General features: G+C 44.5%; 33 protein-coding genes and 1 riboswitch. All 33 genes read right to left on the minus strand.

Features of this window, described 5'->3' with window-relative positions:
* Positions 1-2: 2 nt before the first annotated feature.
* A complete protein-coding gene (secY, locus tag O6R05_RS06400) occupies positions 3-1,283 on the minus strand; it encodes a preprotein translocase subunit SecY (protein ID WP_271191156.1) in 1,281 nt (426 codons plus the stop codon).
* Between the two features lies 1 nt (position 1,284).
* Entirely contained in the window at positions 1,285-1,734 is a 450-nt protein-coding gene (gene rplO, locus O6R05_RS06405; protein WP_271191157.1) for a 50S ribosomal protein L15, read from the minus strand.
* A 14-nt stretch (positions 1,735-1,748) separates the two neighbouring features.
* Positions 1,749-1,916: a 50S ribosomal protein L30 gene (rpmD, locus tag O6R05_RS06410; protein ID WP_271191158.1), complete on the minus strand. Its 168-nt coding sequence runs from the start codon at positions 1,914-1,916 to the stop codon at positions 1,749-1,751.
* A 12-nt stretch (positions 1,917-1,928) separates the two neighbouring features.
* Positions 1,929-2,435, minus strand: coding sequence for a 30S ribosomal protein S5 (rpsE, locus tag O6R05_RS06415; RefSeq protein ID WP_271191159.1), 507 nt, complete (start codon positions 2,433-2,435; stop codon positions 1,929-1,931).
* 14 nt (positions 2,436-2,449) lie between these two features.
* On the minus strand, positions 2,450-2,812 hold the full coding sequence (gene rplR / locus O6R05_RS06420; protein ID WP_271191160.1) for a 50S ribosomal protein L18: 363 nt from the start codon (positions 2,810-2,812) through the stop codon (positions 2,450-2,452).
* 10 nt (positions 2,813-2,822) lie between these two features.
* A complete protein-coding gene (rplF, locus tag O6R05_RS06425; protein WP_271191161.1) occupies positions 2,823-3,359 on the minus strand; it encodes a 50S ribosomal protein L6 in 537 nt (178 codons plus the stop codon).
* 9 nt (positions 3,360-3,368) lie between these two features.
* The gene (gene rpsH / locus O6R05_RS06430) at positions 3,369-3,764 is read right to left on the minus strand and encodes a 30S ribosomal protein S8 (protein ID WP_271191162.1); all 396 of its coding nucleotides are present in this window, start codon (positions 3,762-3,764) and stop codon (positions 3,369-3,371) included.
* A gap of 20 nt (positions 3,765-3,784) precedes the next feature.
* Positions 3,785-3,970 carry a type Z 30S ribosomal protein S14 gene (locus tag O6R05_RS06435; RefSeq protein WP_271191163.1) on the minus strand — a complete coding sequence of 62 codons (186 nt, stop codon included), beginning with the start codon at positions 3,968-3,970 and terminating at the stop codon, positions 3,785-3,787.
* A 12-nt stretch (positions 3,971-3,982) separates the two neighbouring features.
* A complete protein-coding gene (gene rplE / locus O6R05_RS06440) occupies positions 3,983-4,525 on the minus strand; it encodes a 50S ribosomal protein L5 (RefSeq protein WP_271191164.1) in 543 nt (180 codons plus the stop codon).
* An 11-nt stretch (positions 4,526-4,536) separates the two neighbouring features.
* Positions 4,537-4,839 carry a 50S ribosomal protein L24 gene (gene rplX / locus O6R05_RS06445; protein ID WP_271191165.1) on the minus strand — a complete coding sequence of 101 codons (303 nt, stop codon included), beginning with the start codon at positions 4,837-4,839 and terminating at the stop codon, positions 4,537-4,539.
* Positions 4,840-4,851: 12 nt separating this feature from the next.
* The gene (rplN, locus tag O6R05_RS06450; protein ID WP_271191166.1) at positions 4,852-5,220 is read right to left on the minus strand and encodes a 50S ribosomal protein L14; all 369 of its coding nucleotides are present in this window, start codon (positions 5,218-5,220) and stop codon (positions 4,852-4,854) included.
* 14 nt (positions 5,221-5,234) lie between these two features.
* On the minus strand, positions 5,235-5,489 hold the full coding sequence (gene rpsQ, locus O6R05_RS06455) for a 30S ribosomal protein S17 (RefSeq protein ID WP_271191167.1): 255 nt from the start codon (positions 5,487-5,489) through the stop codon (positions 5,235-5,237).
* Positions 5,490-5,493: 4 nt separating this feature from the next.
* On the minus strand, positions 5,494-5,700 hold the full coding sequence (gene rpmC / locus O6R05_RS06460; protein WP_271191168.1) for a 50S ribosomal protein L29: 207 nt from the start codon (positions 5,698-5,700) through the stop codon (positions 5,494-5,496).
* On the minus strand, positions 5,690-6,121 hold the full coding sequence (gene rplP / locus O6R05_RS06465; protein ID WP_271191169.1) for a 50S ribosomal protein L16: 432 nt from the start codon (positions 6,119-6,121) through the stop codon (positions 5,690-5,692). Before rplP ends, rpmC begins: the two co-directional genes overlap by 11 nt.
* Positions 6,122-6,144: 23 nt before the next feature.
* The gene (rpsC, locus tag O6R05_RS06470; protein ID WP_271191170.1) at positions 6,145-6,939 is read right to left on the minus strand and encodes a 30S ribosomal protein S3; all 795 of its coding nucleotides are present in this window, start codon (positions 6,937-6,939) and stop codon (positions 6,145-6,147) included.
* Between the two features lie 10 nt (positions 6,940-6,949).
* On the minus strand, positions 6,950-7,285 hold the full coding sequence (rplV, locus tag O6R05_RS06475; protein ID WP_271191171.1) for a 50S ribosomal protein L22: 336 nt from the start codon (positions 7,283-7,285) through the stop codon (positions 6,950-6,952).
* 15 nt (positions 7,286-7,300) lie between these two features.
* A complete protein-coding gene (gene rpsS / locus O6R05_RS06480; protein WP_271191172.1) occupies positions 7,301-7,585 on the minus strand; it encodes a 30S ribosomal protein S19 in 285 nt (94 codons plus the stop codon).
* A gap of 10 nt (positions 7,586-7,595) precedes the next feature.
* Complete coding sequence (gene rplB / locus O6R05_RS06485; RefSeq protein WP_271191173.1) at positions 7,596-8,426, minus strand: 50S ribosomal protein L2; 831 nt, start codon at positions 8,424-8,426, stop codon at positions 7,596-7,598.
* 10 nt (positions 8,427-8,436) lie between these two features.
* Positions 8,437-8,727, minus strand: coding sequence for a 50S ribosomal protein L23 (rplW, locus tag O6R05_RS06490; RefSeq protein WP_271191174.1), 291 nt, complete (start codon positions 8,725-8,727; stop codon positions 8,437-8,439).
* Positions 8,727-9,353 (minus strand): 50S ribosomal protein L4, encoded by a 627-nt coding sequence (rplD, locus tag O6R05_RS06495; protein ID WP_271191175.1) that lies wholly within the window; start codon positions 9,351-9,353, stop codon positions 8,727-8,729. Before rplD ends, rplW begins: the two co-directional genes overlap by 1 nt.
* A gap of 18 nt (positions 9,354-9,371) precedes the next feature.
* Positions 9,372-10,004 carry a 50S ribosomal protein L3 gene (gene rplC / locus O6R05_RS06500; protein ID WP_271191176.1) on the minus strand — a complete coding sequence of 211 codons (633 nt, stop codon included), beginning with the start codon at positions 10,002-10,004 and terminating at the stop codon, positions 9,372-9,374.
* A 53-nt stretch (positions 10,005-10,057) separates the two neighbouring features.
* Positions 10,058-10,369: a 30S ribosomal protein S10 gene (gene rpsJ / locus O6R05_RS06505; RefSeq protein WP_271191177.1), complete on the minus strand. Its 312-nt coding sequence runs from the start codon at positions 10,367-10,369 to the stop codon at positions 10,058-10,060.
* A 462-nt stretch (positions 10,370-10,831) separates the two neighbouring features.
* On the minus strand, positions 10,832-12,010 hold the full coding sequence (locus tag O6R05_RS06510) for a M20 metallopeptidase family protein (protein WP_271191178.1): 1,179 nt from the start codon (positions 12,008-12,010) through the stop codon (positions 10,832-10,834).
* A 52-nt stretch (positions 12,011-12,062) separates the two neighbouring features.
* Entirely contained in the window at positions 12,063-13,244 is a 1,182-nt protein-coding gene (locus O6R05_RS06515) for a M20 metallopeptidase family protein (protein WP_271191179.1), read from the minus strand.
* 63 nt (positions 13,245-13,307) lie between these two features.
* Positions 13,308-14,513 carry a hypothetical protein gene (locus O6R05_RS06520; protein WP_271191180.1) on the minus strand — a complete coding sequence of 402 codons (1,206 nt, stop codon included), beginning with the start codon at positions 14,511-14,513 and terminating at the stop codon, positions 13,308-13,310.
* Between the two features lie 275 nt (positions 14,514-14,788).
* Positions 14,789-15,796, minus strand: coding sequence for an electron transfer flavoprotein subunit alpha/FixB family protein (locus O6R05_RS06525; protein ID WP_271191181.1), 1,008 nt, complete (start codon positions 15,794-15,796; stop codon positions 14,789-14,791).
* A 12-nt stretch (positions 15,797-15,808) separates the two neighbouring features.
* Positions 15,809-16,603, minus strand: coding sequence for an electron transfer flavoprotein subunit beta/FixA family protein (locus tag O6R05_RS06530; protein ID WP_271191182.1), 795 nt, complete (start codon positions 16,601-16,603; stop codon positions 15,809-15,811).
* An 11-nt stretch (positions 16,604-16,614) separates the two neighbouring features.
* The gene (locus O6R05_RS06535; RefSeq protein ID WP_271191183.1) at positions 16,615-17,757 is read right to left on the minus strand and encodes an acyl-CoA dehydrogenase; all 1,143 of its coding nucleotides are present in this window, start codon (positions 17,755-17,757) and stop codon (positions 16,615-16,617) included.
* 227 nt (positions 17,758-17,984) lie between these two features.
* The gene (locus O6R05_RS06540; protein WP_271191184.1) at positions 17,985-18,587 is read right to left on the minus strand and encodes an ECF transporter S component; all 603 of its coding nucleotides are present in this window, start codon (positions 18,585-18,587) and stop codon (positions 17,985-17,987) included.
* 62 nt (positions 18,588-18,649) lie between these two features.
* A riboswitch (FMN riboswitch) is annotated at positions 18,650-18,766 on the minus strand.
* A gap of 59 nt (positions 18,767-18,825) precedes the next feature.
* On the minus strand, positions 18,826-19,509 hold the full coding sequence (locus tag O6R05_RS06545) for a TraX family protein (protein WP_271191185.1): 684 nt from the start codon (positions 19,507-19,509) through the stop codon (positions 18,826-18,828).
* Between the two features lie 8 nt (positions 19,510-19,517).
* A complete protein-coding gene (locus tag O6R05_RS06550; protein ID WP_271191186.1) occupies positions 19,518-20,891 on the minus strand; it encodes a L,D-transpeptidase family protein in 1,374 nt (457 codons plus the stop codon).
* Positions 20,892-20,967: 76 nt separating this feature from the next.
* Positions 20,968-21,222, minus strand: coding sequence for a chorismate mutase (locus tag O6R05_RS06555; protein WP_271191187.1), 255 nt, complete (start codon positions 21,220-21,222; stop codon positions 20,968-20,970).
* A 306-nt stretch (positions 21,223-21,528) separates the two neighbouring features.
* Complete coding sequence (locus O6R05_RS06560) at positions 21,529-23,028, minus strand: glycoside hydrolase family 26 protein (protein ID WP_271191188.1); 1,500 nt, start codon at positions 23,026-23,028, stop codon at positions 21,529-21,531.
* Position 23,029 lies beyond the last annotated feature (1 nt).

Genomic DNA, 23,029 nt, shown 5'->3' on the forward strand with positions numbered 1-23,029 from the left:
TCCTATTTATTTAAGAAACCTTTGTAATGTCTCATGAGCAATTGTTGTTCAAGAGTACGCGTTGTTTCCAGAATAACCCCGACAACGATGATCATACTGGTGCCGCCAAATGCAAATGGAAGCCCACTAACTTTGGTTAAGATAACTGGAAGTATGGCTAAGATTGCAAGAGCGATCGCTCCCGGGAACACTAAGCGGTTTACGGTACGTTGCAGGTAGTCACTGGTTGGACGACCGGAACGAATGCCCGGAATAAATCCGCCGTTTTGTTGCATTTGTTTTGAATATTCCACCGTGTTGAACTGAATCGACGTATAGAAGAACGTGAAGAACACGATGAGTAAAACGGTCACGACGATATAGAGAATCGTACCGACGGTACCTTGAGTTGTAAAATATTCCAAAACGAAGTTTCTAAATCCTTCATCTTTGCTGAATGTCGCAAAAGTTGCAGGAATCGCAACAATGGAGCTGGCAAAGATCATCGGCATAACGCCGCTCATAAGCACCTTGATTGGAAGGTGAGTGGATTGACCGCCATACATCTTGCGTCCAACCACGCGCTTTGCGTATTGAACCGGGATGCGACGTTCTCCTTCATTAAGCGTTACAACAAAGACAATGATTGCGATAACGATAAGAAGAAGAATGAGTAAAAAGATTGGATGTGCACGTCCGGCTTTGACAAGGGTATAGGACTGAACAATGTCAACCGGGAAGCGTGCGATGATACCTGCAAAGATAATGAGAGAAATCCCATTTCCCACACCGTGCTCAGTGATTTGCTCACCGATCCAGATAAGAAATGCACTGCCACCGACAATGGAAAGCACGATGACGGCCTTTTCAAAAAGGGTGGTTGCCATAACAGCTTCGCCGTAGAATCCAAAGGAATAACCCAAGGCTTGTACAAGGGCAATGGCAATAGCAAGGTATCTTGTATATTTTGCAATAGTTTTGCGTCCGGTTTCGCCTTCTTTAGACAATGCTTCCAAGGACGGAATGGCAATGGTTAACAGTTGAAGGACGATGGATGCGGTAATATATGGATAAATATTAGCCGCAAAGATGGAGTAGTCGGACAAACTTCCCCCGCTCATCAAATCGATGAGGGCGAATACCGATTGATTCGCACCATTAAAAAGCTTTTGAATAACTTGTGCATTCATAAAGGGCACAGGAATGTGCGAACCGAATCGATAAATTAAAAGCATAAATAAGGTGAAGAGCATCTTCTTGCGAAGATTGGGTATTTTCCAAGCATTTTTAAAAGTGGAAATCAACTCAGATCACCTCGGCCTTTCCTCCCGCAGCCTCAATTTTTTCTGCCGCAGATTTTGAAATGTGTTGTGCTTTGACATTCAACTTCACATTGACGTCCCCGTTTCCGAGAATTCTAACGCCATCTTTGGCTTTGCCAGCTTTAACCAGGCCGGTTTCAATTAACAGTTCCGGTGTAACTTCAGTGCCTTCATCAAAAGCGTTCAATGCTTCTACATTAATAACGGCCCACTTTTTGGCAAAGTTGTTGGTAAATCCACGTTTAGGCAAACGACGGAACAAAGGCATTTGGCCCCCTTCAAAACCCGGACGAACACCACCGCCGGAGCGAGCATTTTGACCTTTGTGTCCACGACCGGCTGTCTTACCTGTACCGGATCCGATACCACGTCCGAGACGTTTTTTGGATTTGACACCGCCGCCTTCTGCTGGTCTTAAGTCGTGTAGTTTCAACTTGTACACCTCCCTTAGTCTTCAATTTGTAGCATATATGCTACTTGTTTAATCATACCTCGAATTTGAGGATTATCTTCTTTTTCCACAACTTGGTTTAACTTTGTAAATCCAAGTGCACGCACGGTTTTTTTATGCTTTACCGGTCTTCCGATAGGGCTTTTAACAAGTTTAATTTTCATGTCTGACCCCCCTTAGCCTAAAATCTCTTCTACAGATTTTCCACGAAGTTTCGCAACACTTTCTACACTCTTCAGACCGCGAAGCCCTTCAATGGTGGCGTTAACCACGTTAATAGGGTTTGACGTACCCAAGTTGTGTGTACGAATATCGGAAATACCTGCGAGTTCACATACGGCACGAACCGGGCCACCTGCGATAACTCCGGTACCTTCATGAGCCGGTTTTAAGAACACACGTCCAGCTCCGAAAACACCTACAGTTGGGTGAGGGATACTTGTACCTACCAAGTTGACCTTAACTAAGTGCTTTTTAGCATCTTCAGACGCCTTGCGAATCGCTTCAGGTACTTCAAGAGCTTTCCCACTGCCTACGCCGACGTGACCGTTTTTGTCACCGACTACGACAAGTGCGGAGAATCTATAGTTCTTACCACCTTTAACGACTTTGGCGACACGATTGATGGCTACAACACGATCTTCAAGGTCAAGTTCTCTTGCGTCGATTAATGAACGTTCCATGTTTCCCTCCCTTGTTAAAATTTAAGTCCAGCTTCTCTTGCCGCATCAGCGAGTGCTTTGATACGTCCGTGGTATAGATAACCACTGCGGTCAAAGACGACTTCTTCTATGCCGGCATCAAGAGCGCGTTTTGCAATAGCCGCACCGATAGCTTTGGCTGCATCCATGTTCTTTGTATTTTCCAGACCAAGTGACTTGTCCAATGTAGACACACTGGCAAGTGTGTTCCCGTTAACATCGTCAATGACTTGTGCATAGATGTGAGCGCTGGATCTAAAAACAGAAAGTCTTGGACGTGACTCGGTACCGGAGATATGGTTGCGAATGCGTTTATGTCTTTTAATGCGGTTCGCATTTTTATTAATTTTCTTAAACACTTTTTACCTCCTACTTACCTGTCTTACCGACTTTACGACGAACATATTCACCAACGTAGCGGATACCTTTGCCCTTATACGGTTCAGGTTGACGGTACTTGCGAATAAGTGCAGCGTATTGACCAACTTTTTGCTTATCAATACCTGATACTACAATTTGAGTTGGCGCTGGTACTTCAGTAGTAATACCTTCAGGATCTTCAAGTTCCAATGGATGAGAGAAACCAAGGTTCAACGCAAGTTTGTTGCCTTGTTTTGCAGCTCTATAACCGGTACCGATGATCTCGAGTTCTTTTTTATAGCCGTCTTTAACCCCTACTACCATATTTTCAATCAGAGTACGAGTCAACCCATGAAGTGATTTATGCTTTTTGTTGTCAGATGGACGATTGACCACAATGCTACCGTCTTCAAGGACAATGTTCATGGAGCTATCAAAAGTTTGAGTGAGTGTGCCTTTGGGACCCTTGACTGTAACGGTGTTGCCATCAATCTTAGCTTCAACGTCACTTGGAATCTCAATAGGTTTTTTTCCAATTCTTGACATAGTTCCTCCTTACCAAACGTAGCAAATGACTTCGCCGCCAACATTTTGTTTGCGAGCGTCACTGTCAGTTAAGATACCTTTTGAAGTCGAAATTACGGCAATACCAAGTCCGCCAAGTACTTTTGGAAGTTCTTTGGCTTCGGCGTAAACTCGAAGACCCGGTTTCGAAATTCTCTTAATGCCACTAATTACACGTTCATTGTCGTCGCTATATTTCAATTCGATGCGAATCACACCTTGTTTGTCATCATCAATGACTTCAAAGTTCTTAATATAACCCTCTTTCAAAAGGATATTCGCGATTTCTTTTTTAATATTCGATGCAGGTACATCCACAGATTTGTGACGGGCGTTATTGCCGTTACGAATTCTCGTGAGCATATCCGCAATTGGATCTGTCATCATATGCTTTCTCCCTTCTTAGGTTACCAGCTGGCTTTTCTAACGCCAGGGATTTGACCTTTGTAAGCCAATTCTCGGAAACAAATTCTGCAAATTCCGTATTTTTTCAGTACGGAGTGTGGTCTCCCACAAATGTTACATCTTGTATATTCACGACTGCTATACTTTTGTTTTCTCTTTTGTTTAGCAACCATTGATTTCTTTGCCACAGTTACCTCCTGTTATTTCGCGAAAGGCATACCCATTTTTTCAAGGAATGCTTTAGCTTCTTCATCCGTATTAGCTGATGTTACGATAACAATGTCCATCCCGCGAATTGCATCGACTTTATCGTATTCAATTTCAGGGAAGATGATTTGTTCCTTAAGTCCCAGAGCGAAGTTGCCGCGACCGTCAAATGCTGTAGCCTTAATGCCGCGGAAGTCACGTACACGTGGCAGCGCCACATTCATCAACTTGTCAAGGAAATCATACATTTTTTGTCCGCGAAGGGTAACTTTGCAACCAACTTTAGCGCCTTCACGAAGTTTGAAGTTTGCAATACTCTTCTTAGCGTAAGTGGTTACCGGATGTTGACCGGAGATAAGGGTCAGATCATTAATGGCGGATTCGAGAGCTTTAGGATTATCCTTTGCTTCACCAAGTCCGATATTAATGATGACTTTTTCCAGCTTCGGCACTTCCATGATGTTCTTGTATTCGAACTTTTCAAGTAGATAGTTAACTACTTCATCTTGGTATTTTGTTTGTAATCTTGAAGTCATTTCCTACCTCCTTACTTAATGGTTTTGCCGGTAGATTTGGCAAATCGCACTTTTTTACCGTCTTCAAATTTATAGCCGATGCGAGTTGCCTTGGAACCGTCGAAATAAGCTACATTAGACACATGGATCGGTGCTTCTTGCTTTTCAATACCGCCCGGTTGTTGTGGTCCTCTTGGCTTTAAGTGTTTGGTTACGATGTTGACATTTTCTACAATGACTTTATCCAATTTAGGGAATGTCTTGAGCACTTTACCGGTTTTGCCCTTGTCCTTGCCGGCAATGACTTTTACTGTATCACCTTTTTTAATGCGCATGTCGACCTCCCATTAAAGTACTTCCGGAGCAAGAGAAATAATCTTCATAAAGTTTGCTCCACGTAGTTCACGAGTAACCGGTCCAAAGATACGAGTGCCCACAGGACTCTTATCATCTTTGATGATTACCGCTGCATTGTCGTCAAATTTAATATATGAACCGTCTTGACGGCTGATTCCTTTATTTGTACGTACGATGACCGCTTTAACTACAGAACCTTTTTTAACAACACCGCCGGGCGTTGCACTTTTTACAGAACATACGACGATATCGCCAATGTTTGCAATACGACGGTTAGTACCACCAAGTACTTTGATGACAAGCAGTTCTTTAGCTCCGGAGTTATCGGCAACACGTAGTCTTGTTTCTTGTTGTATCATTGATCTCTCCTTACTTATTGAGCTTTCTCAATAATATTCACAAGTCTCCATCTCTTATCTTTAGACAGTGGTCTTGTTTCCATAATTCTAACTCTGTCGCCGATATGGCATTCGTTGTTTTCATCATGAGCTTTGAATTTAGTAGTGTTCTTAAAACGCTTTTTGTAGATTGGATGTACTTTGAAAGTTTCCACAGCTACAACAATGGTTTTATCCATTTTGTCGGAGACGACAACTCCGGTGATTTGTTTTCTTTGATTTCTTTCCATGAGATTACGCCTCCTTTTCCACTTCTAATTCGCGCTGTCTCAAAATGGTTTTAACACGAGCAATGTCCTTCTTTACCATTTTGATTTGTGCAGGATTTTCAAGTTGTCCGGTCGCGAGTCTAAATCTGAGGTTGAAAAGCTCATTTTTGAGTTCCCCCACACGTTTTTGTAGATTTTCAGTGGACTCTTTATGCAGTTCTTTAACCTTCATTCGATTCGCCCTCCTTTTGCTTCATGACGAAACGGGTTTTGATCGGAAGTTTGTTGCTTGCAAGACGCATTGCTTCTCGAGCCACTTCTTCACTTACGCCGCTCATTTCAAACATAATGCGGCCTGGTTTTACCACAGCCACCCAGTAAGATGGTGCACCTTTACCGGAACCCATACGAGTTTCGGCAGGTTTTTCAGTAACGGATTTATCAGGGAAAATTTTAATCCAAATATTCCCCCCTCTTTTGATATAACGAGTCATCGCACGACGTGCCGACTCAATTTGATTCGAAGTAATCCATGCAGGTTCCAGTGCTTGAAGACCATATTCTCCATAAGAAAGTGTGTTGCCGCGAAGGGCCTTACCTTTCATTCTTCCTCTGTGAACTCTACGATACTTCACTCTTTTAGGCATTAACATAGTGTTTTCCTCCTCTTAAAAGCTCAGTTAGTTCGCTCTTTAGAACCTTGGTTACGATCACCACGACCGTTTTGGCCTCTGTTCTTTGCGTTTTTGTTGTCACGGTTGTTACGTCCACGATTGTCGCGATTGTTTTGGTTGTCGCGGTTTCTTGGGCGACGGCGACGATTGTCTTCTCTGTTTTCCATACCAGGAATAACTTCGCCCTTGTATAACCAAACCTTCACACCGATCTTACCGTATGTGGTGTCCGCTTCAGCAAAACCGTAATCAATATCAGCTCGAAGTGTTTGAAGAGGAATGGTACCTTCAGAATAGCCTTCGGTACGTGCCATATCAGCACCGCCAAGACGACCGGATGCCGAAGTCTTGATACCTTGTGCACCGCTTCGCATAGAGCGTTGAATAGCTTGTTTCATTGCACGGCGGAATGATACGCGGCGTTCCAATGATTCAGCAATATTTTCAGCAACCAGGGTAGCATCCAGATCTTGGTTTTTGATTTCTTCAATGTTGATAACGACACTTTTACCGGTGAGTTTTTCCAACTCTGCACGAAGTTCTTCAACACCGACGCCGCCACGGCCGATAACCATACCAGGTTTAGCTGTAGAGATGGAAATCTTTACCTTGTTGGCTGCACGTTCAATTTCAATTTTAGAAATACCAGCGGTATATAATTTCTTTTTAACATAGGTGCGGATTTTATTATCTTCTAATAATAGTCCTGCAAAGTTCTTCTTGTTTGCATACCATTTTGAATCCCAATCTTTGATAATGCCGACACGAAGTCCATGTGGGTTGACTTTTTGGCCCATTTTGCCCTCCTTATTCCTTTTCTGCTACTACAACGCCGATGTGGCTAGATCTCTTGAGAATTGGATAAGCCATACCCTTAGCCTTAGGGCGAAATCTCTTCATTGTAGGACCATCATTTGCGAAAGCGTCTTTGACGTACAGTGTATCTCTGTCAATATTTAAGTTGTTTTCAGCATTCGCCACAGCAGAATGAAGCACTTTGTAAAGCTCTTTAGCGCCCCGTTTTGGCGTAAACTTTAATAAGGAAAGGGCTTCGTCAACTTGTTTGCCACGGATTTCTCGGCAGATGTAATTTACTTTCAGCGGAGAAATGCGCACATATTTTGCAATTGCTCTTGCTTCCATTGTATCCCCCTCTTCTTATCTAAGACCTGAGGTCTTTTCACTCTTACCTTGGTGTCCGCGGTACGTACGAGTAGGTACGAACTCGCCAAGTTTGTGGCCGACCATGTCTTCAGTAATATAAACTGGCACGTGTTTTCTACCATCGTGAACGGCAATAGTGTGTTCTACCATTTCAGGGAAGATGGTGCTGCGACGAGACCAAGTTTTAATCATTTTCTTTTGGTTCTTTTCATTTAATTCATCAATCTTCTTCAGCAGATGTTCATCTGCGAAAGGACCTTTTTTAAGTGATCTACTCATTACACCCTCCTTACTTTGTCCGTCTTCTTACGATGTACATATCGCTCTTCTTATTCTTCTTGCGAGTCTTAAGACCAAGCGCTTTTTTGCCCCATGGTGTCATTGGTGATGGACGACCGATTGGTGCGCGACCTTCACCGCCACCATGTGGGTGATCAACAGGGTTCATAGCTGAACCACGTACATGAGGACGACGACCGAGATAACGACTCTTACCGGCTTTACCGAGAGTGATAAGCTCGTGAGTGGAGTTGCCTACAGTACCGATAGTGGCTTTGCAGTTCAAGAAAACTTTTCTGAATTCACCACTTGGTAAACGAAGTTGAGCAAAACGACCTTCTTTTGCCATAAGTTGTGCTTCTGCACCAGCGGAACGAACCATTTGGCCGCCTTTACCAGGTGTTAGCTCAACATTATGAACGGTAGTACCTACAGGGATATCTTTAAGTTCAAGGGCATTGCCGACTTTGATATCCGCTTCAGAACCGGATTCCACGGTATCGCCAACCTTAAGTCCTTCAGGAGCTAAGATGTAGCGTTTTTCGCCATCAGCATAGTTTAACAATGCAATGTAAGCGGTACGATTCGGATCGTATTCAATTGCTGCCACACGTGCAGGAATGTTGTCTTTATTTCTCTTAAAATCGATGATTCTGTATTTTCTCTTAACTCCGCCGCCTCTGTGACGAGAGGTGATACGTCCATGAGCATTACGCCCGCCGCTGGACTTAAGGCTTACAGTTAAGCTCTTTTCCGGAGTGGTTTTGGTGACTTCTTCGAAAGTCGCGACAGTCATTTGTCGGCGTGCAGGAGAAGTCGGTTTATATCCTTTAATGGCCATGATTGCCTCCTTATTCCATACCTTCGAAGAATTCAATGGTCTTAGAATCTTCGGTTAATTCTACAATAGCTTTTTTCCAATTGGCACGACGACCGACATGCATGCCTTGGCGTTTCATTTTACCGCGCATATTCATGGTACGTACAGATTTCACTTTGACATCAAAAACTTTTTCAACAGCTGCTTTGATATCAAGTTTAGTAGCGCGTTTGTCTACGACAAAGGCATATTTATTATCTTCGATAAGATCCATGCTCTTTTCAGTTACGAGCGGTTTTCTAATAATATCGTAGCTGTACATTAGTTAAATACCTCCTCAAGTACTTTAAGGGCATCTGTGGAGATGACAAAAGAATCATACTTCAGCAGGTCGTATACATTGATGTTTCTAACATCGACCACCTTCACATGCTTCAGGTTGTGGCCTGCACGTTTCACATCCTCACAAGGACCGTCCGTAGCAACCAACGCCTTTTCAGTGGATTTGATGGCATTTAGCATAGCAACCATGTTCTTGGTCTTAGCTTCTTCGAATTTCAGACCGTCAAGAACGAAGATTTCATTGTCACGAGCCTTGGAAGTGAGTACACTCTTCAGTGCCAGACGACGAACTTTCTTAGGTGTAGTATAGGCAAAGCTTCTTGGCTTTGGTGCAAAAACAACTCCGCCACCCTTGAATTGCGGTGAACGAATGCTACCTTGACGCGCACGACCGGTTCCCTTTTGACGGTATGGCTTTCTGCCACCTCCACGAACTTCCGCACGGGTCTTGGCACTCTTGGTACCTTGTCTCTTGTTAGCGAGAATATTCTTCACTACCAGATAGACAGCATGTTCATTTACATTTTCTATATCAAAGATTTCTGGGTTGAGTTCAACTTCAGAAACATTGGATCCGTTTATATTTAAAACTTGAACCTTTGGCATTTAAACCCCTCCTTTCACTTACTTGTGAGCCTTAACAGTCTCTTTGACGATAACAAGACCCTTTTTATTTCCAGGAATCGCACCCTTTACAAGGAGTAACCCCTTGCCTGCATCGACACGAACCACTTCAAGGTTTTGCACGGTAACACGTTCATTACCCATTTTCCCAGACATTCTGTGGTTCTTGAATACTTTTCCCGGAAAGGAAGCAGCTCCCATACCACCGGCTAGACGGTGCATTTTGGAACCGTGAGTTTCGCGGCCTCTGTGGAAATTGTGGCGACGCACAACCCCTTGGGTGCCCTTACCTTTGGACTGTCCGATGACATCGACAAAGTCGCCAACGCTGAAGACATCAGCTTTGAATTCCGTGCCCAGTTCCACATCACTCGCTTCGTCCAAGCGCACTTCACGAAGGTGTTTCTTGTAAGCCACACCAGCTTTATCAAAATGACCTTTAAGCGGTTTGTTGACACGACGTTCTTTCACTTCACCGGCACCTAATTGCAGCGCATTGTATCCGTCGGTTTCTTCGGTTTTCTTTTGAACCACGACATTAGGTTCCACTTGAATGACAGAAACCGGAGTGACAGCACCGCTTTCATCGAAGATTTGCGTCATACCGATTTTTTTACCAAGTAATAATTTCAATGTTTACCTCCTAAGTTATAGCGGATTGCAACAGCAATCATATAAAGAAAAAATTAAAGCTTGATTTCTATTTCAACACCAGCGGGTAAGTTCAGCTTCATAAGTGCATCCACTGTCTTTTGGTTAGGGCCGATGATGTCAATTAGACGTTTGTGCGTTCTTTGTTCAAATTGCTCTCTGGAGTCTTTGTATTTGTGTACCGCACGGATAATAGTGATGATTTCTTTTTCTGTAGGCAGCGGGATCGGACCGGATACAATCGCACCGGTTGCCTTTGCCGCTTCTACAATACGTGCCGCAGAGCTGTCAAGAAGCTCGTGGTCATAAGCTTTAAGTCTGATTCTGATTTTTTGTTTGCTTGCCATTTTATTCCTCCTAATCCTTTTTGCGAATTAGGGTTATTGATACACATACCCCGGTGTATCATCACCGGGCGTAAAAAAAGAAAAATAACCCGCGCCGAAGTCCAGCTTCGACTTCTCGTTCATAATTACCTTGAAACCCCTTTTTCTCGCAAGATTTCAAGCAACTTATGAAGTCATCGCAACTGTTCTATTTAAAATGCTTATCTATTATACAAAAGTATTCTCCTCTTGTAAAGGGGATTTTACCATTTTCTCCGCCTTTTTCCAACTTTTTGCCACTTGTTTTAAACATACAGACAAAATAAAAATTCGGTTTTAAAATGGCTCACTGAAATCTTTTGTTAAGTTTATCTTACATAAAGCTATACTTTTTTTCAATCAAACCCCGCTGCCTTAAAGCGTGATATAGAAAAAAGAGATGCCGCAGCATCTCTATATTATTTAAAACTATCATCCATATGACTACTGAAGCGCTTCCAGCGTGTAACCGACATACATGCCTACGCCGTGTTTGAGTGCCGACTCGTCAATGTCGAAGCGCTCATTGTGATGTGCCGCAGCACAGCCTTTTTCTACATTACGCGTCCCCACAAAGGCAAAAACCCCCGGTTTCTTGTCCAGATAGAAAGAAAAGTCCTCGCCACCGTTGACTTGCGCCATGGGTTCAAAGACCTCCTCCCCGATATAATGTGTAAGGGCCGCATGCGCTGTAGCAACCGCGCCAGGATCGTTAATAGTAGGAATCAGCAAACGGGTATAGGTTAAGTCATAGGTCGCACCACTGATATCACAGACGCCTTTTAGCACACGATGTACATCGTCTTCAATGCGTTCGGAGATAGCTTTGCTGAAATACCGTGCAGTACCGGAAAATTTAGCTTCCCCCGGAAGAATGTTAATTTTAGTGCCTCCTTCCATCATGGTCGGTACGATGACCACAGGATCAAACGCATTATAGGTCACCGACGCCATTTGCTGAAGCGCCACAATAGCTTGGGCTGCTACCAAAACAGCATTGACACAGGTGTGAGGTTCGGAGCTATGCCCGGACTTACCGTGAATCGCAACTTCCAATGTCTCTGCCGACGCCATACGAGGACCGGCTTCCACGTTAATCTTGCCCGCCTCCAAGCTGTTCCACAGATGCGAACCGTAGATGGAATCAATCTCATCAAACCAGGTGCCTTGTCGCATCATATATTTAGCTCCAAGACCTACTTCTTCTGCCGGTTGGAAAATGAGATAAACCCGTCCGCAAAATTGATCGGTCATCTGAGCGAGGACTTTGGCTGCTCCAAGCAGCATAGCTGCATGGCCGTCGTGGCCACAGGCGTGCATGGTCCCCGCATTTTGGGACTTATACTCCACATTGTTGGCCTCGGTTACACTCAAGGCGTCAATATCCGCACGAAGTGCAATGGCCTTGTAAGCGCCTTCCTTCGTCCCGTCAATATATGCAATGACACCGGTTCGAGGTGCTTCCTCAGGCAGCTCATAGCTCACGCCCATGCTGTCCAATTCTTCAGTGATACGCTTGGTGGTTTCAAATTCTTCAAAAGAGCGTTCAGGGTGCATATGGAAATGCCGCCGCATAGCTATGACATAATCTTCCACATTATTTAAGGCATTGGTAATATCCATGTCTCCTCCTTTTAAAACATCCTCTTAGTCAGACTAAGAGGATGCTGAATTATTATTGATTCAACGCGTCGATAGCGTATTGTACATACATGCCGGCACCGTTTTTCAGTGCGGATTCGTCAACATTAAAGTGTTCATTATGGTGCGGTGCGTCACAACCTTTTTCAGGGTTGTACGTGCCGACAAAGGCAAAGACGCCCGGTTTCTTTTCCAGATAATAAGAAAAATCTTCACCGCCGGTCACTTTTTCCTGACTTTTAAAAGCTTCGTCGCCTGCCACTTTGGTCAATGCACCACGAGCTATGTCAGTTTCATGCTCCCAGTTAATTGTCGGGATGATGATATGGTTGTAGTCCATATCATACGTCGCACCGTAGGCATCACAGATGCCTTTTACCACTCGGTGGAAGTCACCTTCAATACGATCACTGATTTCTCTGCTGAAATAGCGGTTTGTCCCTTCGAGCTCCGCCTCGCCGGCAATGATGTTAAAGCGGTTCCCTGATTCAAAACGTCCCACAACCACAGTGCACGGATCAAAAGCGTTGTAATTGCGCGCAGTGAGTTGTTGCAATGCATTCACCACTTCAGCGCCGACAAGCACAGCATCAATAGTTTCATGCGGCTGAGACCCGTGTCCGGACTTACCGTGGATTTTGATGGTAAACCAGTCGGCAGCAGCCATCCGAGGTCCCGCCTCCACATTGATTTTTCCGACTTCCAGATTGTTCCATACATGAGAGCCGTAGATGGACTCGATTTCATCAAACCAAGTTCCTTGTCGCATCATGTATTCGGCGCCGGTACCCACTTCTTCCGCAGGTTGGAAGATGAGATACACTCTGCCGGGGAACGCCTCTTTGTGTTCAGAGAGAACTTTCGCCGCCCCAAGAAGCATAGCTGCGTGAGCATCGTGCCCACAAGCATGCATAGCGCCTACATTTTGAGACTTAAAGTCCAAATCTGTCGCTTCAGTGACGTTCAATGCATCAATGTCCGCTCGAAGGGCAACGGCCTTCTTCGGGCCCTCCTTGGTACCATCAATATAGGCAATGACACCTGTCTTCGGCTCTTCCGTAGGAATGTCATAAGCAACACCCAGCTTATCCAACTCGGCAGCAATGTACTTTGTCGTTTCCACTTCTTTAAACGAAGTTTCCGGATGTTGATGCAGATACCGACGATGCGCAATGATATAGTCTTCTACATCTGCTAATGCTTTGTGTAAATCCATAATTTTCCCTCTCTTTCGTTACAGTTGTGTCCGCGTACCTTTATGGCGCAATAAATCTCACTATTATCCCAGTACCAACGGCGCCAAGAAACCGGCTATGATAACCGACCCGATAGATACTGTGACAAAACCTGATACCAACATTTTAGGTAAAATTTGAGACAGAATCAATGCTTCTTCCTCAGGGTTTTGAGCTACCGCTGAAGCAACTTCATTGGAGACGATAAATGTACCCGGAAAACCGAAGAGTGCTGAAGCACCGATGCCGAATGCCATCCATGGCCCTACACCAACAACTTTGCCCACAAGGATCGATACAATGCCGATACCCACAGTCCCAATGATCAGAGTGATAACAATCGTGCCGACTATGGCTACCACGTCTGTCGGCGTGGTGCCTGCGAGACCGCCATATATAACCGTCATCAAGGCAGCCATAACAAACCCAAAGGCGTTGGCTTTTTCCAACGGACGACGTTCAATAACACCGACTTCAGCAAATACAATCCCAAGAATCAAAGCCAGGACATTTTTATCGACACGCACAATGGCATTGACAAAAAATAAACCGGTATCTATCCCTGCAAGAGCACCGCTAATGAGCGTTGCAATATAGGCAATAATCAGCGTCTTTGCCATAAAATAATTGGCGGATGTATACTTTTGCGGAAGTGTAAAGATGGACCGAGCCTCGGTCTGCTTCGCATCTTCCAGCACTTCAAATACATGACCTTGAGCCTTCAGGGCAAGAATGGATTTCGCCTCTTTTCGCAGACAGAAGGAAGCCAATGGAAATCCGATAAATCCTTGAAGCACTACAAGTAACGTAGCCATAAGCTGCAAATCAGTACGGCCGATAGCCTTAGCTGCTTCACTCATTTGGAGACCTGCGATAACGCCACCGGAAATTGGCGGTGCAGCAACGACTGCCGCTTCAAACCCAACGACGGCACGACCGACAGTAAGAAGCAGTGCCACGATCCCTGCAATAGCACCGACGGCAATGAGTACCGTGCGCCATTGTTGCTTTAACTGATTGAGGTTCAGCATGGAACCCATGTGGACCAGAATACATGTAATGAGGATGCTGCCCAGAGTATACATTTGTGAATCCTGGAACAGCGTGCCAGGCACCCCGGTCCAAAACCCTACCAAGAATAATGCCGAACATACAAACATAGAAGGCACAATACTCTTGGTTGCCGAAGCGACAATATCGCCAATGGTATACACTACAAAAATAAATAAGATTGCCAATAAACCATCCATTGAATTTACCTCCTTTTTCAAGTCATTAAGAATGATTAGAAGGTATTTTATTCCTTTTAAGTACCAAAGTCAATTGAGTTTTCAACACTTTCCGATTCTTAATAACAATATTCCGTCATAGTTTAAATGAATTATGTATCGTTATACTGATATACTTTGGCCGCATCGTTCAGTGCGGAGAAACTTTTTAAATAACAACAAAAAAAGAGGGTTGCCCCTCTTTTTCTTTTAGTTAGACTGCGCAGTGCTCAAACCTTCAAGCGGTTCTGCCCAACTCAGCTCAATTCTTCTTTTAATGCTTTTTCCTTCTTAATCAGTTCAGTCAGTTTTGGTACAACTGCATTCAAGTCGCCGACAACACCAAGGTCAGCCACATCATAAATTGGTGCATCTTCCACTTTGTTTACAGCGATGATAAGATCGGAATCTTCCATCCCTGCAAGGTGTTGGATTGCGCCGGAAATACCGAAGGCAAAGTACAGTTCAGGACGAACAGTTTTACCGGTTTGACCGACTTGACGATCTTTTTCAATCCATCCGGAGTCAACAGCAGCTCTTGAAGAGGATACTTCGGCGCCAAGGACGTCAGCCAGTTTTTGAAGTTCGTCAAAGCCTTCAGGACCACCCAGTCCGCGACCGCCGGAAACCAAAATCTTAGCCTCAGTAATATCTTTCTTCTTATTGTCATGTTTTGCAATTTCACGAATGGTAACATTCATGTCAGCATCGGTAAATGCCACTTGTTGTTCAATAACTTCGCCGTCCGTTTTATCGACATTGACTGATTGCATAACGCCGGGACGAACCGTTGCCATTTGAGGACGGAAATCTTCACAAACGATAGTAGCCATAAGGTTACCGCCGAAAGCAGGACGAGTCATGAGCAGATTATTGGTCTCTTCATCAATTTCCAACTTGGTACAGTCGGCAGTAAGACCGGTATGAATACGTGCTGCCAATCTTGGTGCCAAGTCACGACCGATGGATGTTGCACCGTAAAGGACAATTTCAGGATCATTAGCTTTAATTACTTCATAAATGGCCTTCGCATAAGGTTCGGTCACATATTCTTTAAGCATAGGGTCTTCAACGACGATGACTTTGTCAGCGCCGTGTTTAAAGAGCACGCCGGTTTCGCCTTTAACATTTTCACCAACGAGCATCCCTACCACGTCTTGTCCCAGTTTATCAGCAAGTTGACGTGCAATTCCAAGAAGTTCAATACCTACTTTTTGGATTTTATTGTCACGTTGTTCAATAAATACAAATACATTTTTTGACATAATCCCTCTCCTTTAGATAATGTACTTTTCTTGAAGCTTAGCCACAATAGCTTGAGCTGCTTCATCGGCACTTAGATCTTTGACAAGCTCACCTTGACCCTTGCCTTGTTTAGGGAAGGATTTTTTAACTTTAGTTGGAGAACCTTTAAGGCCAAGGTTGGATGGATCGAGATGTTCTTTAATGTCTTCATAACCCCAAACCTTAACTTCTTTTTGGTAAGCCTCATAAATTTTGCCAATAGTCATATAACGTGCATCAGCCACTTCAGAAAGGGTGGTAATCAGACAAGGCATCTTCACATCAATAACGTGGTATCTGTCTTCAAATTGACGGTGTACAGTGACGGTATCGCCGTTAACTTCCACTTCTTCAGCATAAGAAACTTGTGGAATGTGAAGGTGTTCTGCAATTTGCGGACCAACTTGCGCCGTATCGCCGTCGATAGCTTGACGTCCTGCAATAATAAGGTCATATTCCAGTGCTTCTAATGCACCTGCAATGGTACAAGAAGTTGCCCAGGTGTCAGCGCCGCCGAAAACACGGTCAGAAACCAGGATAGCTTCATCTGCGCCCATTGCAAGGGCTTCTCTGAGTGCCACATCTGCTTGACCAGGTCCCATGGACAGTGCGGTGACATGTACATTTTCAGGATCTTTATCTTTAATTTGAAGGGCAACTTCAAGACCTGCTTTATCATCAGGATTAATAATGGAAGGCACGCCCTCACGGATCAGAGTATTGGTTACCGGATCAAGTTTAACTTCATTGGTGTCCGGAACTTGTTTCATACAAACAACAATTTTCATCTTTTTCCTCCTTATTTGACACCCATCCAGGAAGAAACAACCATGCGCATAACTTCGGAAGTCCCTTCATAGATTTCAGTGATCTTCGCATCTCTCATCATACGTTCAATTGGATAGTCACGAGTATAGCCATAACCACCGAAGAGTTGTAAACAGCGACGTGTGATATCAGAAGCCGCTTCAGAAGCAAAGAGCTTGCACATTGCAGCCATATGTCCGTAAGGAAGACCGGCACCCTTGGTAGAAGCTGCACGGTATACGAGAAGTTGTGCCGCATCAGCAGTTGTCTTCATATCAGCAAGTTCAAATTGGGTATTTTGGAATTGGGAAATGCGACGGCCAAATTGTTTTCTTTCTTTGACATAGTCTAAAGTCACATCAATAGCGCCTTCAGCGATTCCCAGGGCTTGAGATGCAATACCGATACGTCCGCCGTCCAAAGTCTTCATGGCAATCTTGAAGCCTTTGCCTTCTTTTCCAAGAAGATTTTCTTTAGGGATGCGCAAGTTTTCAAATACCAACTCGCAAGTGGATGAACCACGAATACCCATTTTGATTTCAGGTTCAGATACGCTGAATCCCTTCATGCCGCGTTCAATAATAAATGCGGAAATACCGTGATTACCTTTAGTCTTGTCCGTCATCGCAAAGATAACGAAAGTATCTGCAAAACCTGCATTGGTAATGAAAATTTTGGAGCCGTTGATAACCCATTCGTCCCCATCGAGAACAGCTGTAGTTTGTTGTCCGGATGCATCAGTACCGGCGTTTGGCTCGGTCAAACCGAATGCACCGATCTTCTTTCCGCTTAACAGATCAGGTAAGTATTTTTGTTTTTGTTCTTCAGTACCGTTTTCAAAAATAGGTGCACAGCAGAGTGAGGTGTGTGCAGACACAACAACCCCTGTGGTCGCGCAGACCTTAGAAAGCTCTTCGACAGCCATGGCATACGCTAAGTAGTCACCGCCTTGTCCGCCGTATTCCTTTGGAAAAGGAATACCGAAGAAACCGTAACGTGCTAATTTCTTAAGGTTTTCCTTTGGAAATTCTTCCGTTGCATCCACATCAGCAGCAACCGGTTCAATTTCATTTTGAGCGAAAGAGCGGTACATTTCTTGAATGAGTAAGTGCTCTTTATCCATAGTAAAATCCATGTAAATCCCCCTTAATTTAGTTGTTAATAAAATAACACACTTGATTCTAATTATACCATGCTTTGTTAAAAAATCAACAATCACCTGGATGTTTCCGCCTTCATTGTACCATAGCCACACGAAAATAAAAGGAGGAAAAGTTTTTCCTCCCCTTTTGTCTGCTGTGTACTGCAACAAAGCACATCGTACTGACAGCCATAAAAAAAGAGCCGACATCGGCTCTCTATTTACGCTCTAAAAAGCGGACTGATTTTCTTATAGATCAACAACGTCACCAGTGATGTTAAAAAGGCTTTTAACAGATTGAACGGCACGATACAATAGATCATAATGTCCCACAAGTCATGGACATTGCTGTTCACAGCATGACTTGCATTGACGATGGCTTCCATCGGCATAAAGTTCGAATAGAGCGGGAAGATAAAATAGAAATTGGAAATCACCGCCCCGAAAGTCATCACTACAGCACCTACCAACATCCCCATCATAGCACCTACAAAGGTGTGCTTTCTTTGATAAATGAAACCGGCCGTAGCAGTGAATATAGAGGCCAACAAAAAGTTGGATAGTTCACCGACAAAGCCCGTGGATGTGCCTTGAAGGAGAATATTCAGGATATTTTTTAAAGCGCTGATGATAATCGCCGCCACCGGACCCATGGTAAATGCGCCGATAAGCGCAGGCAGTTCGGAGACGTCCAGCTTAATAAAGGACGGTACCACAAAGGTCACCGGCACCTGAAACATCATAAGCACTACGGCAATGGCACTTAACATGCCAATACGACTGATAACACGTACATTAACTCGAGTTCTTGATACTTTGTTCATAGGTCCTCCCGTAAATTTGGGCTCAAAAAAAGCCCGACAACTTCGGGGCTTAAAACTGCATACGCAATCTTCTTCCATCCAGACTATACTGTCGGTACTTGAATTGCACAAGTTCAATCTCAACGAGACTCGCGGACTTTACCGCCGGTAGGGACTTTCACCCTGCCCTGAAGACTTTTATTAACTTGCCTATATTATACCATCCTAATACACAAACTGCAACCTTTCATACAAGCTTTTAATAGATAAACTCTAAAAGACTGAGCAGCGCCAAATGAACAGGATAAAATGCGTAAAATACGTACTTTAAAGGTAGGCCTCGCTTCCCATTGTAGGCATAGAGAAGCGGTGCTACTAGAAAAGTAAAGGGCATCCCTTCAAAATAGAATGCAGGAATGACCGCCACGGCTTGAGCTTTGCGATGACAGCGCAGAACATAAAAAATTGCTGCGGCTACGATACCGTTAATGCCGTAATCCGCATGGATAAACTCCGCACCAAGACCAATGGCAACCGCGACTGCCGCCATAAGCAGGCCCCGCACTACCTTGTGTGGGACTGCGGCACCGAGCCACTTAAAGGCCGCAAACATTCCCACAGCAAGAGCCAACTCAAAATAGACATTACTGAGGGGACTCAGGGCGCCGAAGAGGGCATAGTCAAAAAAGACTTCGGAAATGACGGCAAAGATAACCAGACGCGAAGCAAACCTCGGGACACTCCGAGTATGGTAAAATCCCTCCACCAATAAAAAGAGAAAGATGGGGAATGCCCAGCGCCCCATCATGCGCATCACTTCATACGCTTTGAAACTGTCAGCGCCGAACCAGGCATTTAAAAATCCCAGTCTGAAGAGCGTGACAGCGCTATGGTCTATCATCATGGATAGTATGCCAATAAGTTTTAGGGTGGAAGAACTCATACAGGGCCTCAAATCATTTGTGTGGTGGAATCATAGATCACAACAGGCATATTGTAAAAGGTGTTGTCATAGAGCTGAGCCATGACTGCCGGCGGTGTGTTGACACAGCCGTGAGAACCGTTCGTGCGGTAAATAGTATTGCCATATTGGTCTCGCCATTCGGAATCATGCACCCCACAGCCTGTCCAGTCAAATGGAAGCCAGTAGTTTACGTGAGACTCCCACGTCTTACCTTTTAAGATGCGATCCGTCTCTCTGGACCAGATTTTTTGGGTACCGGTAGGCGTACTGTTCCCCTCATTCGGATTGCCGGTGACAACAGGTGTGTCCAACACCAGTTGTCCTTCCCGATAGAGCCACATATGTTGACGCCCCAAGTCAATTTCAATATAGCTGTTGCCGACATCATTTTGAGCACGACTGTGACCTTCCAGCTTATACACCGGCTTCATGGTGACCGTCTTGCCGTCATTCAATGCCTGCACTAAGGCATCCGTGGTTTTTCCAATATCGGTGAGCCATCCGTAGATACCTCCGGGAACTCTCGCCACACCAAGACCTGTCGTGCTGAAGTCTCGTGTTCCTTTAAACGTGTCGTAGGCCTTTAATGTGGTGGCCACATAATTTTCAACTAAGCTCTTGTCAACAGTAAAGTTGCCCTTATCATCGATCCCATAGAGATTCGCCAAGCGATCCGCCTGCAACACTTCCTGTCTATCGGCGAAATCATACGTGATAGAAAAGCCGAGCACGCTGTTCTTCCCATCCCGAAGTGCAAGAAGCTGAGGGTCATCTTTGGTCTTTTGCGGTGCGATGTAAATCTCAGCCGCATCTAAATCCAACACGTCATCACGATTTTGAATCGCTTTTTCCACCGCAGCGGTGAACTTCGCCGTGTCAATAGTGTTGCCCAAAACCTCTTCCTGAATGGTAAAGGCGGTGCCGTCATAGATAACCTTCGCATCTTGCGGCGCAACTCTCGGGGTGCTTAAAAGCGTCAAGCCGGAGAGTACCGTCTGAAACTCGGCACGATCCATCGTACTGACACTCGGTGCTTTATACTGTTTATCTACCAAAAGATATAGCGGCCAGTACATTGGGTTTTGAGCCACCTCAGCACCCTCTTTTAAACGGTCAGTATAATCAAACGCCGCTGTCGGGATCACCTCTTCCCCATCCCGCTCCTTGAGAGTGAGCGTATAATTATCGTAAATGGCATTGTAATTTTCCTCAAGTTCAGATTTTGCCGTAAGACTGAAATCTTTGCCGTTAATATAGGTGCGAGGCATATAGATGTCGTTAAAGAATAGCGCGCCCAACACATAGACCCCGACAATGGCCAAAAGGATAAGGGCCAAAGACAGTTGAAAAAATCGTTTCATACTTCCCAAACTTTCTATTTAATCCTGCATGATACTACATACTACACAATACCGTACGTGCAGCCGTGACGACAGTTTATTCCTGAATCATCTTGCTGATATCCATAAGATACTGATAAAACTTGCGAAGCGCATCAGTATAATCGGTATTGTGTAGATACCCACAAACCGTATCAAGTACCTTCTCTTCCCGACTTTTATCTAAAATTTTTATATCATGTTCTCTTTTGTAATCACCGACGGCTTTCACCACATTCATCCGCCGTTCAAAAAGAGCGGTCATCTCTTTGTCAATCTCATCGATAGCATCGCGATAATCTTTAAGTTCCACAGTGCCTCCTCATTCCATCGTACCATGACAAGAAGATGTTTCTGCGCATGGCGACAATACCAATTTACCTACTTAAATTATAGCAAATATAGACAACCGAAAGATAGTACGCCGTGTTACGGAGCCTAACACCGAATTTGAAATCCGCCGAAAACAAAGCGAGAAGTCATGCCCCTTCAGTACTACGCTAAGCTACGGACCTTGTCCCGACTGACAGTATCACCCCGTGACAGCACGTACCGCAACCTTGTGACGGGATGCACAGGCGCTAAAAAAGTTGAGAACCTCAGCTCTCAACTTTGTCTTTTATCGATTGTTCGGCAAGTACTTATCGAACAGATAGACCAGCTCATACGGACGATCAATGTTGTAAATCCGCGCTTCATTGCCGTTGGCATCCTTGTCGACACCGTCCCACCAGATGGCCACCTTTATCTTGGGGTACTTTGCCAGAGCTTTAAACATATCCTCCGCCCACAGTACTTTATCCCCGCCTACAGTGGACGAAGAGAATTCTGTAATCATCAGCGGCTTGTCGTAACTGTTCACCATTTGATTGTACAGCGGACCATAAAGGGTTTCAAAACTCTCCCACTTTTCATCCTCATAGTAGGTGCCTGTGTTATAAAGTGTCATCCCCACAATATCGTACTTGGTACTGTCAGGACGGTATTCACTGCCATAGTTGTACTTAAAGTTCGGGAAATTCCGTCCGTTGGGATTGAACACAAAGAGCGTATACGGCAAAGCCCCTTCCTCACTGAAAATAGTATAGAGATAATTATAGAAGGCTTTGTAAATGTCGCTGTCAAGTCCGGTGTTGTAGGCGCTGTACGCACACCAATCGCCATTCATTTCATTGCCGATACGAAAGAGCACCGGCGTCTGAGCCTTGGCTACCATTTGCGCCATCTCACGCAGGTACGTATCATAGTCGCCGTTTAAGACGCGGTAGGTCTCATTGAGATTGTCTTTAATTTGTGTTTGAAAAGTGAGTTCCACCACCCGATTTTGTAGTTTGGCCGCATGAAGTGCGTCTTGCACATTGGAATTCGGATAGTTGAAATCCTGATACACCAGCATATATTTAAACGTGTGGTGAAGGGCATTTTCAATGGTGCCTAGTTTTACATTCCTCCAAAAGTCTACAATAAATACCCCCCACTCCGTAGGCTTCTCTTTTAAAAAGTCATCATTGTAGACATTATAGGTCACATCGGACAGAGTTCGTGTCGTATTGAAATAGTTTTGAGGCACTTTGTCCGGTGCTTTTGGCACAGCTGTTATATTAAAGCGCACGGACTCGGCGATGGGCACCAACAGCGCTTCATTGATCGGCGTACTGCTTTTTGCCATCACAGTGAGGACTTTGCCTCCCAGATTTTTCATCAACACCATATAGTAAGGTTTATCCTCGGCCACTTTAGAGAGATTCGGCCGATTGAACAGGATCTTGTGCATAGTGCCGTTTTTTGTAGCCACGTTGCCATCAAAGCTCACGTAGTGTTCCTTGCCTTTTTTTATCCCGGCTACAGAATACACTTCATAGTCTTGATAAGAAAACCCTTTATCCAATGTGTCCACATAAATTTTCAAATGGACATCAAAGAAGTCGGCCTCCAAGGCGTTCATCTCCCCTTCATGGGTGATGGTGCTCCCGCCTGGAAGCTGGACGGTATAGCCGTCTTGGAGATTTTGAACTTCCATAGTGTACTCGTTTAAGGCCTTAGAATGGAAATTCCCGGCATAAACGTTGTGGGCCGAGAATAAGATAAGTGTCATAATCCAAATTTTTATGTATTTCATG

The sequence above is a fragment of the Peptoniphilus equinus genome, assembly GCF_027921445.1.
Taxonomy (GTDB): Bacteria; Bacillota; Clostridia; order Tissierellales; family Peptoniphilaceae; genus Peptoniphilus; species Peptoniphilus equinus.

Excerpts from the sequence above, each read along its gene's own strand:
- rpmD (WP_271191158.1), bottom strand. The coding sequence starts at position 1,916 with ATGAAAATTAAACTTGTTAAAAGCCCTATCGGAAGACCGGTAAAGCAT.
- rpsE (WP_271191159.1), bottom strand. The coding sequence starts at position 2,435 with ATGGAACGTTCATTAATCGACGCAAGAGAACTTGACCTTGAAGATCGT.
- rplF (WP_271191161.1), bottom strand. The coding sequence starts at position 3,359 with ATGTCAAGAATTGGAAAAAAACCTATTGAGATTCCAAGTGACGTTGAA.
- rpsH (WP_271191162.1), bottom strand. The coding sequence starts at position 3,764 with ATGATGACAGATCCAATTGCGGATATGCTCACGAGAATTCGTAACGGC.
- rplE (WP_271191164.1), bottom strand. The coding sequence starts at position 4,525 with ATGACTTCAAGATTACAAACAAAATACCAAGATGAAGTAGTTAACTAT.
- rplX (WP_271191165.1), bottom strand. The coding sequence starts at position 4,839 with ATGCGCATTAAAAAAGGTGATACAGTAAAAGTCATTGCCGGCAAGGAC.
- rplN (WP_271191166.1), bottom strand. The coding sequence starts at position 5,220 with ATGATACAACAAGAAACAAGACTACGTGTTGCCGATAACTCCGGAGCT.
- rpsQ (WP_271191167.1), bottom strand. The coding sequence starts at position 5,489 with ATGGAAAGAAATCAAAGAAAACAAATCACCGGAGTTGTCGTCTCCGAC.
- rpmC (WP_271191168.1), bottom strand. The coding sequence starts at position 5,700 with ATGAAGGTTAAAGAACTGCATAAAGAGTCCACTGAAAATCTACAAAAA.
- rplP (WP_271191169.1), bottom strand. The coding sequence starts at position 6,121 with ATGTTAATGCCTAAAAGAGTGAAGTATCGTAGAGTTCACAGAGGAAGA.
- rpsC (WP_271191170.1), bottom strand. The coding sequence starts at position 6,939 with ATGGGCCAAAAAGTCAACCCACATGGACTTCGTGTCGGCATTATCAAA.
- rplV (WP_271191171.1), bottom strand. The coding sequence starts at position 7,285 with ATGGAAGCAAGAGCAATTGCAAAATATGTGCGCATTTCTCCGCTGAAA.
- rpsS (WP_271191172.1), bottom strand. The coding sequence starts at position 7,585 with ATGAGTAGATCACTTAAAAAAGGTCCTTTCGCAGATGAACATCTGCTG.
- rplB (WP_271191173.1), bottom strand. The coding sequence starts at position 8,426 with ATGGCCATTAAAGGATATAAACCGACTTCTCCTGCACGCCGACAAATG.
- rplW (WP_271191174.1), bottom strand. The coding sequence starts at position 8,727 with ATGTACAGCTACGATATTATTAGAAAACCGCTCGTAACTGAAAAGAGC.
- rplD (WP_271191175.1), bottom strand. The coding sequence starts at position 9,353 with ATGCCAAAGGTTCAAGTTTTAAATATAAACGGATCCAATGTTTCTGAA.
- rpsJ (WP_271191177.1), bottom strand. The coding sequence starts at position 10,369 with ATGGCAAGCAAACAAAAAATCAGAATCAGACTTAAAGCTTATGACCAC.
- O6R05_RS06510 (WP_271191178.1), bottom strand. The coding sequence starts at position 12,010 with ATGGATATTACCAATGCCTTAAATAATGTGGAAGATTATGTCATAGCT.
- O6R05_RS06515 (WP_271191179.1), bottom strand. The coding sequence starts at position 13,244 with ATGGATTTACACAAAGCATTAGCAGATGTAGAAGACTATATCATTGCG.
- O6R05_RS06520 (WP_271191180.1), bottom strand. The coding sequence starts at position 14,513 with ATGGATGGTTTATTGGCAATCTTATTTATTTTTGTAGTGTATACCATT.
- O6R05_RS06525 (WP_271191181.1), bottom strand. The coding sequence starts at position 15,796 with ATGTCAAAAAATGTATTTGTATTTATTGAACAACGTGACAATAAAATC.
- O6R05_RS06530 (WP_271191182.1), bottom strand. The coding sequence starts at position 16,603 with ATGAAAATTGTTGTTTGTATGAAACAAGTTCCGGACACCAATGAAGTT.
- O6R05_RS06535 (WP_271191183.1), bottom strand. The coding sequence starts at position 17,757 with ATGGATTTTACTATGGATAAAGAGCACTTACTCATTCAAGAAATGTAC.
- O6R05_RS06540 (WP_271191184.1), bottom strand. The coding sequence starts at position 18,587 with ATGAACAAAGTATCAAGAACTCGAGTTAATGTACGTGTTATCAGTCGT.
- O6R05_RS06545 (WP_271191185.1), bottom strand. The coding sequence starts at position 19,509 with ATGAGTTCTTCCACCCTAAAACTTATTGGCATACTATCCATGATGATA.
- O6R05_RS06550 (WP_271191186.1), bottom strand. The coding sequence starts at position 20,891 with ATGAAACGATTTTTTCAACTGTCTTTGGCCCTTATCCTTTTGGCCATT.
- O6R05_RS06560 (WP_271191188.1), bottom strand. The coding sequence starts at position 23,028 with ATGAAATACATAAAAATTTGGATTATGACACTTATCTTATTCTCGGCC.